This is a genomic window from Sphingobacterium nematocida (assembly GCF_900168125.1).
Taxonomy (GTDB): Bacteria; Bacteroidota; Bacteroidia; order Sphingobacteriales; family Sphingobacteriaceae; genus Sphingobacterium; species Sphingobacterium nematocida.
In genome coordinates, this window is the sequence record NZ_FUZF01000003.1 from 232,388 (window position 1) to 249,223 (window position 16,836).

Genomic DNA, 16,836 nt, shown 5'->3' on the forward strand with positions numbered 1-16,836 from the left:
TCAAAACAGAAGCATTTATCTAAAAGACTTCACAAACTTTCGTTTGTTTACGTTTTTTATTATTTTTACAAAACAAAGCACACATAAACACAGTAAAACAAAATGAATTTCACAAGAAACGAAGCTTTAGAAAGCATTCAAGATACAGCAATGTGGGATATTGCAATCATAGGCGGCGGAGCCACAGGACTTGGAATTGCAGTTGATGCAGCTTCACGAGGCTATAAAACGCTCCTAATTGAGAAATATGATTTTGCAAAAGGGACCTCAAGCAAAAGCACCAAGTTAGTTCATGGTGGTGTCCGTTATCTCGCAAATGGAGATATCAAACTCGTTTTATCAGCGCTCAAGGAAAGAGGCTTACTTTTTAAAAATGCGCCTCATGTTTCCTTTGTTCAAAGCTTTGTAATTCCATCATACTCGACCTTCAATAAGCTTAAGTTTCTGATAGGTCTAAAAATGTACGATTGGATGGCAGGTAAACTTCGCATAGGAAAATCGACGCTATTAAACAAGAGAGATGTAATCCAAAAGTTACCCAAAATCAAAACAAAGGGATTAGTTGGTGGTGTGCTATATTATGATGGTCAATTTGATGATGCCCGATTAGCGATCAATCTTGGACAGACTGCTTCAGAACATGGCGCAACACTTCTTAACTATGCCGAAGTAAATAAGATATCCAAAGATGAAGCAGGTAAAACAAATGGAATTAACTTCAAAGATCGGCTTTCAGGATTAGACTATACCATAAAAGCGAAGGCTGTGATTAATGCAACAGGTGTATTTGTAGATGATATCTTAAAGTTGGACAGCACAACTCACAAAGACCTTGTACGACCAAGTCAAGGAGCCCATATCGTAATAGATAAAAAGTTCCTGGGCAATGATGATGCCTTAATGATTCCAGAAACCAGTGACGGACGAGTATTATTTGGAGTGCCTTGGCACGACAAAGTATTATTAGGCACTACCGACACGCCATTAAATGCACATCAGATAGAACCGAGGCCGTTGGATGAAGAAATCAGTTTTATCTTAAAAACGGCAAATCAATACCTTGAAAATTCACCTACTGAAAAAGACGTTTTAAGTGTATTTGCAGGACTTAGACCCCTAGCTGCTCCCACAGATGGCGACTCGGGCAGCACAAAAGAAATATCAAGAGATCATAAGCTTATCAAAAGCGCATCCAATCTAATTACCATTACCGGAGGCAAGTGGACTACTTACAGAAAAATGGCTGAAGAAACCATCGATTTAGCGATCAAAACAGTAGGATTGACACCTAAGGCCTGTAAAACACAGCATCTCCCTATCCACGGCTACTCCCAGGAGAAAAAAACAGGACATTGGCAGGTATATGGGACAGACGTAGCCCCTATTCTTGAGCTGGCATCACAATCTCCTCAACTCAACGAGTTGCTACACCCGAACTTCGAATTTATAGCAGCAGAAGTGGTATGGGCATGTCGTCATGAGATGATCGCCAAAGTCGAAGACTTCTTAGCTCGAAGAGTTCGCTTTTTGTTGTTAGACGCCAAAGCGTCCTTAGAAGCAGCTCCAAAAGTAGCCGAAATAATGGCTAAGGAACTCGGAAAAGACCAAGCTTGGATTCAACAGGAAATTGCAGACTACACCGCACTTGTCAAAAATTACACCTTATAATAAATAAGCTACTAATATAAACCCGATTAGATCATGAACAAAGAATACATTCTCGCTTTAGACCAGGGTACAACTAGCTCCAGGGCGATTCTTTTCAATCAGAAAGGAGAAATTGTCACCATAGCTCAAAAAGAGTTCACACAAATATATCCTAAATCAGGTTGGGTGGAACATGACGCTCAGGAGATATGGTCAACGCAACTTGCGGTAATGACCGAAGCAATAGCCAAAGAACAGCTAAGACTAGACGCCGTCAGAGCCATCGGCATCACCAATCAACGAGAGACAACTATCGTATGGAACAAAAAAACAGGTAAACCAATATACAATGCCATTGTATGGCAGGATCGTAGAACAGCAGAGTACTGTAAAAAGATAGCTGAACAAGGATACGAAGATATCATACAGGAAAAAACAGGTCTATTAATTGACGCTTACTTTTCGGCATCCAAAATAAACTGGATACTCAACAATGTAGACGGAGCCAAACAGCTTGCTGAACAAGGCGAACTTGCATTTGGGACCGTAGATTCTTGGTTAGTCTACAATCTTACTAATGGCGAGAAGCACATTACAGATGTATCTAATGCTTCAAGAACACTGCTCTTGAATATACATACATTGCAATGGGACAAAGAATTATTAAACATTTTTGAGATTCCAGAATCAATGCTTCCCACTGTATGCAGCAGCTCTGAAATATACGGTCACACGTCCGAAGATATTGCGAACGTCAGAGTTCCTATTGCTGGCATAGCAGGCGATCAACAAGCCGCCCTGTTTGGCCAACTTTGCACTAAAAAAGGCATGGTCAAAAACACATATGGAACGGGCTGTTTCCTATTAATGAATATCGGAGCCAAACCGGTAATATCCAAAAGCAAACTAGTTACCACCGTTGCATGGAAAATAGGCGACGAAGTAAACTATGCGTTAGAAGGCAGTGTATTTATTGGGGGGGCCGTCGTTCAATGGTTAAGAGACGAGCTAGGTATCATTCGTAATTCCAGTGAGGTGGAAAAATTGGCCACTAGCGTCCCTAACAGCAATGGTGTGTACCTCATTCCAGCATTTTCAGGTCTGGGAGCTCCTCATTGGAACTCAGAAGCTAGGGGAACGATGGTAGGACTTTCACGAGGTGCAAATGCAGCACATATCGCTCGCGCCTCCTTAGAAAGCATAGCCTATCAAACATATGACATTCTAAAAGCCATGGAAAATGACTCTTCTTCGAAAATAAAAGAACTTCGCGTTGATGGAGGCGTAACACAAAATGGTTTCTTAATGCAATTTCAGGCAGATATCTTAAAAACAAAAGTAATTCGCCCAGCGATTACAGAAACCACCGCTATGGGAGCAGCCTTTCTCGCCGGATTAGCTGTTGGATTTTGGAAAGATACTTCCGAATTGCAAAACTTATGGAAAGAAGATAAAGTTTTTGAAACGAATCAAGATAACAATTACGAAGTCCACCTGAAAGAATGGAAAAGAGCCACTGAAACGGCTAAATTCTGGGCAAACTACGAGAATTAAAATAGGTAACCACTTTTAAATAAATCTATATTATGACACCTTTTATTGCAGAATTAATAGGGACCGCTGCGATGATCCTTCTAGGAGGAGGAGTAGTCGCCAACGTAGTATTAAACCAGACCAAAGGAAACAATTCCGGCTGGATCGTTATTACCACGGCTTGGGCTGTTGCAGTTTTTGTCGGGGTTTCTATTGCTGGCCCGTACAGCGGTGCGCATCTCAATTGTGCTGTAACACTGGCCAACTACATCTTGAATCGCATCGATCTTCCTACGGCACTATCCTATATGACAGCACAGTTTGGTGGCGCCATGATAGGAGCCTTTTTAGTGTGGATAATGTATAAAGACCATTTTGATAAAACAGAAGATCCTGACGCCAAACAAGCCGTATTCTGTACTGCACCAGCTATCAAAAACCTTCCTATAAATTTGGCGAGCGAAATAATTGGAACTTTCGTGCTGATATTCACCATACTACACTTCAAAGATGCCAGCCTATCCGATCAATCACCTATCGGTCTTGGTTCTATAGGTGCACTACCTGTGACATTGTTGGTATGGGGAATAGGTCTTTCGCTTGGTGGAACTACAGGCTATGCCATTAATCCCGCACGGGATCTTGGTCCTCGCATTATTCATGCACTGTTACCCCTAAAAAATAAAGCTAAATTCAATAGTTCATACGCTTGGGTACCAGTTATCGGCCCCTTACTTGGAGCTTCGCTTGCTGCATTATTATTCTTGTTTATGAAATAAAACGAAAGAAAAAGCAATAATTAACATTAAGTTAATATTAAAACATCAATTTAGTAACCAATTTAATCACACGACATATGTTAACAAACAATCAAGACAAAGTTAAGCCACACCGTATTGGTTCTAAGCTCCTGTGGATTGCTTTAGCTACTGCTTGTTATTCTGGAGGACAGGCTTACGCCAGTCTCCCTTTCCCTTTTGAGAAAACAACTAACCAAGAGAAAATTAAGATCCAGGGTAAAGTAGTAGACAAGAATACCAACGAGCCTTTAGGAGGAGTATCTATTCGCGTAAATGCAAAAGCAGTTGGAACCAGTAATCCAAATGGAACTTTTACTGTTGAAGTCTCTGCCGGTACAAATATCAATTTCCAACTCATAGGTTATAATAGTTACACACAAATATTTAACGATACAAATCCTAACGTCGTTATTCAACTAGTAGAGAATACGGAGGGGATTGAAGAAGTTGTCGTTACGGCATTAGGTATTAAGCGAGAGGAAAAATCACTAGGTTATTCTGTAACTACGGTTTCCGGAGAAGAACTCACTAATGCACAATCAGCAAACTGGACCGATGCATTAACAGGCAAGGTAGCTGGTTTAAATCTAACTAAATCAGGTGCCGGCCCGGCTGGAACCAATCAAATTATTCTACGTGGCGAAAACTCCTTAACAGGCGACAATTCGGCGCTAATTGTCATTGATGGGGTCATAACAAGTTCAAGTTCGGGAAGAATGACAACCAACGGGAACTCTAATTACATGTCTGATGATGCACCTGTCGATTTTGGAACAGGTCTAGCAGACATCAATCCGGAGGATATCGAAAGTATTTCTGTGTTAAAAGGCCCAGGTGCTACCGCACTATATGGAGCTAGGGGCGCTAATGGTGCAATTGTCATCACGACTAAAAAAGGTAAAAAGAACAATGGTTTAGGATTTAGCTTAACCTCAAATACATCCATCGGTACTATAAACAGATGGCCAGATTATCAAAACCAATATGGCGCAGGTGTCGGCGGAAGTGACTTTTACTACTCCTATGGTCAGTCTGAAGATGGAGCTAGTACGTATTCTACATCCTCAGCTTGGGGACCAAAGTTCAATGGCCAGCTATTTTATCAGTTCAACCCAGATTATTATAGATTGACTCCACCAGAGCGAACAGAGTGGAGAGCCTATGAAAATAATAAAAAAGACTTTTTTGAAACGACAGTAAATAGTTCGAATAACCTTTCGTACGCTACTTCAACAGAAAAAACATCAACGCGGATCAGTGTAGGAAATACCATCAACAAATGGATGGTTCCTAATACCGGATTTAATAGAACCACTGCAACCGTGCAGATGTCACACAAGCTGACAGATAAAATCAATATTTCAGGAAAAGCTTCTTATAATAACAAGTTTTCAAAAAATCTTCCTACAACTGGTTATAATAATGGTACTCCCATGTATTTCATTAGGGGGCTCACTCCTAATATGAACCTGGACTGGTTTAAAAACTATTGGATTGAAAAGGATGTTGAGCAAAATACACCTTTCTCAACACTTTTGGATAATCCCTACCTACAGTCCTATGAAATGTTAAACGGACAAAACCGTGATGGATTTCTTGGAAATGCTCAAGTAGATTACGCAATCAACAAAGAATTCAGTGTATTGGGACGTGCGTCAATCGATTTTAGTTATGACGGTAGAACCTCAAGAAGACCCTTTGACTCCAATAAATTTGCTAATGGGTATTTCAGAAAGCAGAATATTTTCAATTCAGAAACAAACGTCGACTTTCTGGCTCGTTATAGGAACGAAAGAAATAAAACCATAAAATGGGGAGCAAGTCTTGGTGGCGCCCGTATGGCCAACACCTATAGAAGAATAGATCTATCAACGAGTAAACTCAAGGAAAGAGGTATTTATAGCCTAGATAATACTGCAGAACCAATTATCTCAAGACCTTATAGAAGTAAATATGCGGTAAACTCGATTTACGGTATGGCCAATATCGAATACAAAAACTACTTGTTTTTTGATGTAACCAGCAGAATCGACTGGTCTAGCACACTTGCCTCTCCTGCATTCGGTGAGGGAGATGGATTTATGTACAATTCCTATAACGGAAGCGTTGTGCTTTCTCAATTGTTAGATTTACCAAAATCCATCAATTTCTTTAAATTTAGAGCTTCACTTGCAAATGTGGGTAGCGGTGGGACAACACCATTCTTAACCTCATACACCTACCCTATAGTGCCGAGTTTTGGCGATGGGTTATCTAATAGCCTACAGATCCCAAATGAATCGCTTAAGTACGAATCCACAAGATCCGTTGAATTCGGTACCGATTTAAGAATGTTTAAGAACAGATTAACCTTTGACATTGCCGTTTATCAGAACAACACCTTCAATCAAATTCTTCCCGTACCGATCGATCCATCGAGTGGATTTACACGGATGGTTATTAACGCTGGGGAGGTTAGGAATAGAGGTGCTGAATTTGCAACATCATATCAGATCTTTAAAAACAAAGAGAAATTAAATTGGAAGATGTTTGGCAATTTCTCTTATAATGATGGAATAATCATATCACTACCTGAATCATCTGAAGAAAACGCGATCATCCTCTCCACAATCTATGGATCTAGAGGTACTATTGAAGCTAGAGTTGGAGGAAATTACGGTGCTATGTATGGTTATGGCTATAAGCGATCTCCAGACGGTCAGATCATTTACAAAGATGGCTATCCAGAAATATCTACTGACTTACTTTATTTAGGCAGATCTACAGCCCCATGGAAAGCTGCCTGGGGTAATGAATTTCAATACAAAAACTGGAAATTCAACTTCTTATTTGATGGTCAGTTCGGCGGTGTTGGTTATTCTTTAACACATGCGGTATTAATGGAAGAAGGAAAGCTAAACAAAACAATACCTGGAAGGTATAACGGATTAATCGGCAAAGGAGTAGTGGACAATGGGGATAACACCTTTAGTCCAAACACGACTTTAGTAAATGCTCGCGATTTTTATTACAATCACTTCAATCGTGACAATCTGGAAGCAAATACATTCTCAACAAACTACATCAAGCTGAGAGAAGTCCGCATCGACTATACTTTTAGCCCTAGCTTCTTAAAACAATATAAATTTCAACGTGCAAATTTAGGTGTCTACGGCCGTGATTTATTCGTATTCACGAATTGGCCTGCATTTGACCCAGAATTTGGTTCTCTTACATCTGCTGGAATCCAAAAAGGAGCCGAAGTTGCACAGTTTCCTTCTACAAGAAATTTTGGTCTTAGTTTAACGTTAAATTTCTAATGCTAGTCCGATGAAAAATAAATTTAAAAACATACTTATATATAGCACGTTTGCAACAAGCATACTTGTGGCAAGCTGTACAAAAGATTTCATTGAAAAGAATACAAATCCCAATGAAGCAACTTTTGCAAGTCCCCAATCGCTATTTGCGCCTTCGGTCTTATCCATTGTAAACAACAACCTCAACAGAGGTTTCAGAATTAACGGAGAGCTGGCTCAAGTAACTGTTACAAATAGCGATAGTAGGGAAATTCACCGTTATGAGATAAAAACAACGGAGTCAAATAGCTCTTGGCAAAATTGGTATACAGAGTTAACAAATATCAGAGATGTATACAAATCGGCCGAAATAACACAGCAGCAAGGTTACCAAACTTGGCAAGGCATGTCTTTAATTATGGATGCTTACTTAGGATCTCTACTGACCGATGTGTTTGGTGATGTTCCTTACTCGGATGCTGCCAAGGGAAGAGATTTTGAAATCTCACCCAAGTTCGATACACAAAAATTTGTGTATGAACAGATTTTTGAAAAGCTTGAAAAAGCAAATGAATTGCTAAAAACCAACGCACAATTACCTGCTAGCCATCTGATGTCGGACCCACTATACGGAAGTATCTATAAGCATACCCGTACTAGCCCTGAGCACTGGCGTAGGTTCGGGAATTCGCTCTATTTACGTTTACTGCTTAGAGCGTCAGGAAATAATGAGTTGAATCAAATAGCAAAGATTAAGGAAATAGTAGATACTAAAGCTGCAGAATATCCAATCATGGAAAGCAATGCGGATAATGCAATCTTTAACTTTACTAATGTAGTTCCATTTGTAACAGAATTTTACAACTATAGGGATTTAGATTTTAATGGTGACAAAGGATATTCTGAATTTTTCATCAATACGTTGGTAGACCTAGAAGACACAAGGATAGCAAAATGGGCTACTCAAGCTACGCTCGGAGTCTACTCAGGCATGCGAAGTGGCTATGCAAAGGGAAATGTACCTGAAATAGGCTCTAAACTAATATTGGATCTTAAGACAGATATCAGACTCGGCAACCTGATGAATTATTCTGAACTACAGTTTATATTAGCCGAAGCAGCTCTTAAAGGATTTATCTCGGGGTCTTCTGAAAACTATTATTATAGAGGTATTCAATCATCTTTTCAATACTGGAATGTAGATCCAAGCCCAGGTTATTTTGAGCAAAGTTCTGTGAAACCCTCTTCTCAAGATAATTTTAATGACATCATGGAAAAAATACATACACAACGTTTTTACGCGATGTTGTTTACTGACTTTCAGCAATGGGCCGAAATTCGACGTACAGGACATCCAACATTACCTATTGGGCCTGGAGTTGAAAACCAAGGTAGATATCCATCGCGTCTACCTTTCCCCCCGTCCACAATTTCTTATAACAGGGCAAATTACCTTGAAGCATTAAAAATAATGGGGCCGGATGATATTAATACTAAAGTTTGGTGGAATAAATAAATAAATTAATCATGAAAAGTTCAATTAAATATAAATCTATTCTTACCGTCCTTGTTTCAAGTTTATTGCTAACAAACTGTGGTGAAACATATAAGGAAGAAATAGTAGACCATGTCAATCCCCAAGGATCTATTTATGTGTTAAGAAACAATTTTAAAGGTCAGGATTTAACGATTTCTGAGAGTACATTAGAAGGAGCCAATCATATTGGAGGTGTCGTTGTTTCAAATCATGAAAGTAAAAATCTTCCAGAAAACACAATTGCAATTCAAAGTACTTGGAGAGGGCAGACAAGAGGGATATTGTTAGAAGTTGAAGATGACTCCAAATATGCATTTGGAGATTCTATTAACATGGATTTGATGGGTAGTACATTAACCGGAAGACTGGGCTCATTGATGATCACAAATGTACCAAGCTCTAAAATCTCAAAAATATCTTCAGGAAATATCAAAGCACATACTCCGGTTGCTGTAAGTACTTTAGAAAAGAAAAAAGATCAATTCGAAAGCACACTTATCAGTGTTACAGCAGATGTTGATCCAGAACCAGCAAAAGGATCAAAGCTCGCGGGTGTCCACAAGTTATTGGATGGAGAAAACAAATCCATAAAAATCTCAGTAGATGAATCAAGCCCACTTGCAAACAATGTCCTTTCCCCTTCCGCGACATTTAAAGGAGTTTTATACAGTAATCAAGGAGATCTCGAAATCCGTCTTCAAAAATCAGAAGACCTTGCTTTCCCCTCAGGAAAACTTTATGCAGGTTGGCCAGAAACCTTCGAACAGCCAGACACAGTAAAAGCAGGCTATGCAAAATGGCCAGTAATTTTACCTACCGGCGAATGGACTTTCGACCAATCCTTATTAGGAAATACAGTTGGTAGAGATAGGATTGTATCAGGAAAACTAGCGGTAAGATTTCAACAAAATTTAAAAACTCCAGCCTATTTACAAATGAATTTTGATGTTCCACAAGGTGCATCAAAAGTAACGTTATGGTATGGTTCTTACTACACAGATAGATCCTCTACGTTCCAATTAGAATACTCTGTCGACCAGGGGAAAACTTGGAAAATTGTAGACAAACCAATTAGTGATGCGCATCCAACCTCGGAGAGTCTTGTCGCAAAACAAGCTGTTTTCTTAATGAATATCACACAGCCCGTTCGCTTTAGAATAAATAAATTAGGTCTCGGGACAAGTAGTAATACCATAAACAATGGTCGTTTAGGAATAGATGATATCGCCATATACCAAAGTTATTAATATAGTTGCTATTTTTGATAGGAGTAAATAATCTTACTCCTATCTTTATTTTATATAAAAAAGACATGAAAAAGTTTAACTTTCTATTGACTTCAGTCTCTGTGCTAAGCCTAAGTATCTCTTCCTGCAACACGCCAAAACAAGTTAGTATGCAAAATCCAGACTTTCCCACTTTCTCGTATGAGGGGCACCGTGGTGCACGTGGATTATATCCAGAAAATTCTATAGGAGCGATGAAAGTAGCTATTGATCTTCCCAAAGTGACTACGTTGGAGATGGACTGTCATATTACAAAAGACAAGAAAGTCGTTGTTTATCACGATGATTATCTAAATCCGAAATTCGTAACCTATACCGACGGAAAAGAATTAAAAGGGAAAGATATCAAAGGTACGATCTATAGTTATAGCTGGAAAGAGTTAAAAGCCTTCGACCTAGGGTTAAAAGGAAATATAGACTTCCCTGAACAGAAGAAGATTTCTACTTCCATCGCTCTATTGAGTGACCTCATCGAACAGTCCGAAGCCTATGCCAAAGAAAAACGTCAATCACCGATGTTCTATAACATCGAAACCAAAAGCAAAGACGGCAAGGATCACGAGTGGCATCCAGTCCCTCAAGAGTTTTCCGATCTTGTCCTAGAAGTAGTTATCGAAAAAGGAGTTGCATCCCGTACCGTGATCCAATCATTTGACAAGCGAACAATACAGTACATCAACAAGCACTACCCGCAGATAAAAACCTCTTACCTAATTGACGCCAAGAACACAAAGACGATCAAGGAGCTGATTACCGACCTAGGCTTCAAGCCTTTCATTATTAGCCCAAACTACAAAATCGTTGATGCCAATTTCGTAAAAGACGCGCACGATTTAGGTGTAAAAGTAATACCCTGGACTGTCAATAAAAAAGAAGAAATCACTGCTTTAGAAGCATTAAAAGTCGACGGCATCATTAGCGACTATCCAAACCTATTTTAAGATACAATATTTATGTTCGATATTTTTAAGCCAGCCTTGCACAAAGCAAGGCTGCCCGAAAACCGCATTGATCCCGAATACAGAAAGCTCCGTATTCAGGTATTTCTAGGTATATTCTTAGGATACGCTGCTTATTATTTTGTACGGAAGAACTTTTCCTTTGCGGTAAAAGACCTACAAGACACCTTAGGTTATAGTAAAGCCGAGTTAGGTTTTGCTATGTCAGCAATATCAATCGCTTATGGATTGAGCAAATTTTTTATGGGCAATGTATCTGATCGTAGCAATGCACGCTATTTTCTAGCAACGGGACTCATATTATCATCGCTCACCATGATCTTCATGGGATTCTCCCCTTTGGCCACTTCTTCAGTCACCATCATGTTTGTATTACTGTTTATCAATGGATGGGTACAAGGGATGGGCTGGCCAGCCTGTGGCCGTGTGGTTGTCCATTGGTACTCCATCAAAGAACGTGGTACCGCCATGTCTATTTGGAATTTAGCACACAATGTTGGGGGATTTCTAGTTGGCCCATTAGCTATTCTAGGTGTCGAATTATTTGCCGATTGGCACGCACGCCTGTACTTCCCTGGACTTGCAGCAATATTAGTCGCTATCATTTCTATATTTCTAGTTAGAGATACACCACAATCCTGTGGACTACCTCCAATCGAAGAATACAAAAACGACTACCCAAAAACCTACGAAGCCTCACAGGAGAAAGAATTCAGTGCAAAAGAAATCTTCCTTAAATATGTACTCAACAACAAACTCCTATGGTACATCGCGATAGCAAATGCATTTGTCTATCTTGTGAGAAACGGGATTATAAACTGGGCCCCAACCTTTCTTCAAGAAGCAAAGCATTTTACGGCATCGGAGGCGACTTGGTCAGCATCTATATATGAGCTAGCCGCAATTCCTGGAACCATTCTCTGTGGTATCATGAGTGACAAACTATTCAATGGGCGTAGAGCCCCTGTCACGATCATATACATGACACTGACCCTACTTGCTGTAGCAGTATATTGGCTGACACCTGGCGACAACCAGTTGGTGGTGAATCTAGCCCTATGGACAATTGGTTTTCTCATATATGGCCCCGTGATGCTCATCGGAGTTCAAGCGCTAGACCTAGTTCCTAAAAAAGCAGCTGGAACAGCGGCCGGTTTGACGGGTTTATTCGGTTATTTTATTGGAGACCTACTTGCAAATGCAGCACTCGGTGCAATTGTTGATAAAAGTGGCTGGGATGCTTCCTTCGAAGTCATCTTACTCGCATCAGCTCTTGCCATACTCTTTACAGCATTTACCTGGAATAAAGAAAAGGAATTTCTACGACTAAAGTAAAACACTAGTTAAGAAACAAAAGGCTCGAAAAACAATTTCGAGCCTTTTTTGATTATCTATATAAAACTTTCATGATCCGCGAGCTGGTGGATCAGCAACAGGCACTTTCAGAAAAGAAACGACTTATGAAGAAGATGTTATTCAAAATACTAAACAAGATAAACAAACTTGTCCTACCGAGATACAGTCATAAAGACCCCTCAAAACTAAGTAAGCTACAACAGGCTGTTGTAGCTTACCGATATTATACACTAATCCGAGCTTTAGACTAGGATTTGTTTGGTAGTTTCCCTAGGATCTGTCCGTCACTCTTGATATGCATCTCCGTTTGTGGGTAAGGTATTGAGATTCCTTTTTCATCAAGCGCCACCTTAATTTTTTCCCGCAATCCATTAGTAGTAGCCCAAAAGTTTTCCCGTTTCACCCAACCGCGCACCGTTAGATTCACCGAGCTATCTGCTAGATCGCCTGCAAACACATCCGGTGCCGGTGTTTTTAAAACTTCTGTTTCATTTTGTAAAACAGCTAAAATTGTATCTTTAGCGACCTTAATATTATCATCGTACGATATACCGATCACAAATTCGAACCTTCTAGACAAAATTTTTGTATAGTTTTTAATCACCGAATTGGCCAACGAGCCATTAGGACTAAATACACGAATCCCGCTATCGTCAATCATAGTCGTATACAGGAGATCAATCCTCTCCACAGTTCCATTAGAACCATTGGCACTGCTAATATAGTCCCCTACTTCAAAAGGTCTAAACATTAAGATCAGGACACCACCTGCAAAGTTTGAAAGACTCCCCTGTAAAGCCATACCTACGGCCAATCCAAAAGCAGAAAGTGCCGCGATAAAAGAAGTCGTTTGAATCCCCATAGTACTAGCCACCGTCAGTAACAACAATGCATACAGAACAAATTTGACCAAGCTAACCGCAAATCCCCGAATAGACTTATCAACATTCCGCTTTTCAAAACGGCGATTCATAAATTGAATCAAGAATTTAATTGCGAATCGTCCTAAAAACAAGATGACAATAGCTGCAAATATTGAAGGTAAGCTTACGACAACAACATCAATCAACCGATCAAGATATTGTTCAATTTTTGTTACATTTTTTTCCATACAACACAAACCTACATAAATTCACTTTTACAGGCAATAAAACTTTTATGCTTCCTTTGAATCACAAACAAGCATCAACCGAACCCGATTATAGCGAGTGAGCTCTTGAATACTACAATTAAAAAAAATGTTATGAAATATCCATGTGGCAGAACTGCACAAACACGAATGACCGCGAAGCAGCATGCACACCAATTACAATAATTCGTGCATAATATACTTTGGATATTCCATATGACCATTAAAAATCAAACCGATCCGCCAGCTGGCGGATCATGAAATAATTATATACATATGAAAAATGTTCTTGATGTCCCACTTTCAGAAAAAATTGCCCATGATATAAAAACGAATTTTGTAGTTCTCCGCATTCGCTTAGATTTCTAATAGCAGAAAATTTAAAAAAATGACGCAGGACTACAGATGAATATTCCTTAATTTTAAGGCATGATATATCTAGACAACAATGCAACCACCCGGCTAGATGATGCAGCCCTCGAGGCGATGCTCCCCTTTCTGAAAGAAGAATACGGCAATGCATCCAGCTTGCAACACAAACTAGGTAGACAAGCAAATCAAGCTATTGAAAGAGCACGTCAGTTTATCGCAGATACTTTACAGGTACAGTCTAAGGAAATTTTCTTCACCTCAGGATCTACGGAAGTAATTAATACGGTCCTTCGGGGCGTCTTCGACCGCTATCAGTCCAAAGGAAATCACATAATCACCTGCCAAACGGAGCACAAGGCCGTATTAACGACATGCAGAGATTTAGAAAAAAAAGGAGCAAAAGTGACCTACCTACCTGTAGACAGGAATGGAATAGTAGCACTGGAGGACCTAAAGTCAGCCATTACAGCCCAGACTATTCTCGTTTGTTTAATGTCTGCCAATAACGAAACCGGAATTCTCCATCCCATCAAAGAGATTACAGAGCTATGCCGCGAGAAGGACGTTATTTTCTTTTGTGATAGTACGCAATCCCTAGGCAAACAAGCTTTCGACTTAACAACATTACCGATAGACCTCTGTTGTTTGAGTGCCCACAAATTTCATGGGCCCAAAGGTGCAGGAGTACTCTTTATACGCCGAAAAACAAAACCAATACAAATAGCCCCACTACATACTGGTGGCGACCAAGAACAAGGACTACGCGGCGGAACCTACAATGTGCCTGCTATAGTAGGGATGGGCGAAGCCATCCGTCTAACTCAAAAAGTTGACTTTTCCGCCATCGAGAACCTTCGCAACCATCTTGAAGACCGCATCCTTACAGAAATAGAAGACACCTTTGTTAACGGAAAACAAGAACATAGAATAAGCAACACCAGTAATATCACAATCAAGTACGTACGGGCTAGCCAATTAATGACCAAAATTCCCAATATAGCTATAGCATCTGGCTCTGCCTGTGTCTCGGGCTCCAGAGACCCTTCTCACGTACTTAAGGCCATGGGGCACACCGATGAAGATGCATTCTGTAGCATACGTATCAGTCTATCACGTTACACTACACTAGCAGAGATAGATCATGCCATTGCCTTAATAAAACCAGCTATTCAATCTATCAGAGACCAATCACCGATCTGGAAAATGTACAAAAATGGACTTCTAGGATAATATGACAGTCACATAACCTACTACATTTGTGTTTAGCAAATAATTTACGAAATTTGTATTAATCAATAGCGATAATATGGTAACGATTACAGATAAGGCCAAGGAACGTATCTTGCAAATAATAAAGGACGAGCAGTATGATGAAAACTATTTTGTCCGTGTTGCTGTAACAAGCGGAGGCTGCTCAGGACTATCCTATCAGCTCAATTTTGATAATGAAGAGAAAAAAGGAGATCAATTTTGCGAAGACAAAGGAATTAAGATCTGCTTAGATATTAAATCATATCTGTATTTAGCAGGTACTGAATTAGACTACTCTGATGGTTTGACAGGAAAGGGATTTGAGTTTAATAATCCGAATGCTTCCCGCACATGCGCTTGTGGCGAGAGCTTCTCCGTATAAATTTCTTACAACAAATCACCTATACATAGGTAAAATACAATATCATTTCACCTATGTATAGCTTGAAGTCAAGCCCTCCAAAAAAGATAGATCTATCTTTTCTTTCCGATTCAATTCGTCTAAAAACAATCTACCACCCCTTCTTTCATACTTAATAATATTACAACAAAAACAGTATATCTATTATCATTTTAATTACATTTGCATATTAATATTGCTATATTAACATAAAAACACAGATAGCATTTAAACGAAAGTCAAATTTAATTGATATATAATGGGACGCAACTTATTAAAAAGAGAACAAGCGATAACCTTTGTTAAGGAAACATTTTCAACACATCTAAAACAAGCATTAAACTTAATACCAATATCGTCCCCATTGATTGTTTTGGACGGAACAGGGATTAATGATGATCTCAATGGAATAGAACGTCCGGTATCTTTTCCTATAAAATCATTAAATGAAGAACGAGCAGTCGTAGTACACTCGCTCGCCAAGTGGAAAAGAGTACGTTTAAAGGAACTCGAACTCGAACCCGAAGAAGGTGTAATCACAGACATGCGTGCTTTACGCCCAGACGAAGACTATTCACCGATACATTCTATTTATGTAGACCAATGGGATTGGGAGAAAGCCATCCATACTAAAGACAGAAATCTCAATTATCTAAAAGACACTGTCAATAAAATATATTCAGCTCTATTAGCCACAGAAAAGGCCGTAGAACATCAATACCCTGAGCGCAAGGCAATACTACCGGATCAGATTTATTTCATTTCTTCTGAGGAGCTTTTGGCAAGATATCCAGACAACACACCAAAAGAAAGAGAAAATGCGATTGCCCAAGCCTATGGTGCTGTATTTATCTACGGCATAGGCGGAGAATTATCCAACGGATTTGCACACGACGGTCGCGCAGCAGATTATGACGATTGGAGTACTGACAATGATGCTGGCTACAAAGGATTAAATGGAGACATCCTCGTATGGAACCCTTTACTTAACAGTGCTTTCGAATTATCGTCTATGGGTATACGTGTTGATAAAACGGCTTTACTAAGACAACTTGAGATACGTAACTGTGTAGAGCGAAGCAAATTATCCTTTCATCAAATGCTCTTGACGGATCTCTTACCGGAATCTATAGGAGGAGGTATCGGGCAGTCCCGTGTATGTATGTTTATGTTAAAGTTAGCACATATAGGAGAGGTTCAAGTCAGCATTTGGGATCCTGAACGTAAAGATAAACTAGCCAACGAAGATATATTTCTACTCTAAGTACAAAAGGTCGGATTTAAAATC

General features: G+C 39.6%; 13 protein-coding genes. 12 read left to right on the forward strand and 1 reads right to left on the reverse strand.

From position 1 onward, the window contains the following. Positions 1-102: 102 nt before the first annotated feature. The 9 genes from B5X76_RS05445 to B5X76_RS05485 all read left to right on the forward strand — a co-directional run bounded on the left by B5X76_RS05445 (position 103) and on the right by B5X76_RS05485 (position 12,647). On the forward strand, positions 103-1,668 hold the full coding sequence (locus B5X76_RS05445; protein ID WP_079641986.1) for a glycerol-3-phosphate dehydrogenase/oxidase: 1,566 nt from the start codon (positions 103-105) through the stop codon (positions 1,666-1,668). Positions 1,669-1,701: 33 nt separating this feature from the next. Further along, complete coding sequence (glpK, locus tag B5X76_RS05450) at positions 1,702-3,201, forward strand: glycerol kinase GlpK (RefSeq protein ID WP_176140994.1); 1,500 nt, start codon at positions 1,702-1,704, stop codon at positions 3,199-3,201. A gap of 32 nt (positions 3,202-3,233) precedes the next feature. After that, positions 3,234-3,959, forward strand: coding sequence for an MIP/aquaporin family protein (locus B5X76_RS05455; RefSeq protein WP_079641990.1), 726 nt, complete (start codon positions 3,234-3,236; stop codon positions 3,957-3,959). Positions 3,960-4,036: 77 nt separating this feature from the next. Next, the gene (locus B5X76_RS05460; RefSeq protein ID WP_079641992.1) at positions 4,037-7,279 is read left to right on the forward strand and encodes a SusC/RagA family TonB-linked outer membrane protein; all 3,243 of its coding nucleotides are present in this window, start codon (positions 4,037-4,039) and stop codon (positions 7,277-7,279) included. 10 nt (positions 7,280-7,289) lie between these two features. Beyond that, entirely contained in the window at positions 7,290-8,774 is a 1,485-nt protein-coding gene (locus tag B5X76_RS05465) for a SusD/RagB family nutrient-binding outer membrane lipoprotein (RefSeq protein WP_079641993.1), read from the forward strand. 11 nt (positions 8,775-8,785) lie between these two features. Next, a complete protein-coding gene (locus B5X76_RS05470; RefSeq protein ID WP_079641995.1) occupies positions 8,786-10,042 on the forward strand; it encodes a DUF5689 domain-containing protein in 1,257 nt (418 codons plus the stop codon). 65 nt (positions 10,043-10,107) lie between these two features. Further along, positions 10,108-11,022 carry a glycerophosphodiester phosphodiesterase family protein gene (locus B5X76_RS05475; protein WP_079641997.1) on the forward strand — a complete coding sequence of 305 codons (915 nt, stop codon included), beginning with the start codon at positions 10,108-10,110 and terminating at the stop codon, positions 11,020-11,022. A gap of 12 nt (positions 11,023-11,034) precedes the next feature. Beyond that, positions 11,035-12,375: a glycerol-3-phosphate transporter gene (glpT, locus tag B5X76_RS05480; protein WP_079641998.1), complete on the forward strand. Its 1,341-nt coding sequence runs from the start codon at positions 11,035-11,037 to the stop codon at positions 12,373-12,375. A 71-nt stretch (positions 12,376-12,446) separates the two neighbouring features. After that, positions 12,447-12,647 carry a hypothetical protein gene (locus B5X76_RS05485; protein WP_079642000.1) on the forward strand — a complete coding sequence of 67 codons (201 nt, stop codon included), beginning with the start codon at positions 12,447-12,449 and terminating at the stop codon, positions 12,645-12,647. On the opposite strand, the gene B5X76_RS05490 is transcribed toward B5X76_RS05485, so the two are convergent. Next, complete coding sequence (locus B5X76_RS05490) at positions 12,644-13,507, reverse strand: mechanosensitive ion channel family protein (protein WP_079642001.1); 864 nt, start codon at positions 13,505-13,507, stop codon at positions 12,644-12,646. The two genes, B5X76_RS05485 and B5X76_RS05490, sit on opposite strands and share 4 nt — an antisense overlap. 447 nt (positions 13,508-13,954) lie before the next feature. On the opposite strand from B5X76_RS05490, the gene B5X76_RS05495 reads away from it, so the two are divergent. The 3 genes from B5X76_RS05495 (at position 13,955) to asnA (ending at position 16,812) form a co-directional block, all read left to right on the forward strand. Next, on the forward strand, positions 13,955-15,127 hold the full coding sequence (locus B5X76_RS05495; protein ID WP_079642003.1) for a cysteine desulfurase family protein: 1,173 nt from the start codon (positions 13,955-13,957) through the stop codon (positions 15,125-15,127). Between the two features lie 76 nt (positions 15,128-15,203). Further along, positions 15,204-15,530 (forward strand): HesB/IscA family protein, encoded by a 327-nt coding sequence (locus tag B5X76_RS05500; RefSeq protein ID WP_079642005.1) that lies wholly within the window; start codon positions 15,204-15,206, stop codon positions 15,528-15,530. Positions 15,531-15,807: 277 nt separating this feature from the next. Further along, entirely contained in the window at positions 15,808-16,812 is a 1,005-nt protein-coding gene (gene asnA / locus B5X76_RS05505) for an aspartate--ammonia ligase (protein ID WP_245800951.1), read from the forward strand. Positions 16,813-16,836: the final 24 nt, after the last annotated feature.

Coding starts and splice junctions, on each gene's coding strand:
- B5X76_RS05445 (WP_079641986.1), top strand. CDS start 103: ATGAATTTCACAAGAAACGAAGCTTTAGAAAGCATTCAAGATACAGCA.
- glpK (WP_176140994.1), top strand. CDS start 1,702: ATGAACAAAGAATACATTCTCGCTTTAGACCAGGGTACAACTAGCTCC.
- B5X76_RS05455 (WP_079641990.1), top strand. CDS start 3,234: ATGACACCTTTTATTGCAGAATTAATAGGGACCGCTGCGATGATCCTT.
- B5X76_RS05460 (WP_079641992.1), top strand. CDS start 4,037: ATGTTAACAAACAATCAAGACAAAGTTAAGCCACACCGTATTGGTTCT.
- B5X76_RS05465 (WP_079641993.1), top strand. CDS start 7,290: ATGAAAAATAAATTTAAAAACATACTTATATATAGCACGTTTGCAACA.
- B5X76_RS05470 (WP_079641995.1), top strand. CDS start 8,786: ATGAAAAGTTCAATTAAATATAAATCTATTCTTACCGTCCTTGTTTCA.
- B5X76_RS05475 (WP_079641997.1), top strand. CDS start 10,108: ATGAAAAAGTTTAACTTTCTATTGACTTCAGTCTCTGTGCTAAGCCTA.
- glpT (WP_079641998.1), top strand. CDS start 11,035: ATGTTCGATATTTTTAAGCCAGCCTTGCACAAAGCAAGGCTGCCCGAA.
- B5X76_RS05485 (WP_079642000.1), top strand. CDS start 12,447: ATGATCCGCGAGCTGGTGGATCAGCAACAGGCACTTTCAGAAAAGAAA.
- B5X76_RS05490 (WP_079642001.1), bottom strand. CDS start 13,507: ATGGAAAAAAATGTAACAAAAATTGAACAATATCTTGATCGGTTGATT.
- B5X76_RS05495 (WP_079642003.1), top strand. CDS start 13,955: ATGATATATCTAGACAACAATGCAACCACCCGGCTAGATGATGCAGCC.
- B5X76_RS05500 (WP_079642005.1), top strand. CDS start 15,204: ATGGTAACGATTACAGATAAGGCCAAGGAACGTATCTTGCAAATAATA.
- asnA (WP_245800951.1), top strand. CDS start 15,808: ATGGGACGCAACTTATTAAAAAGAGAACAAGCGATAACCTTTGTTAAG.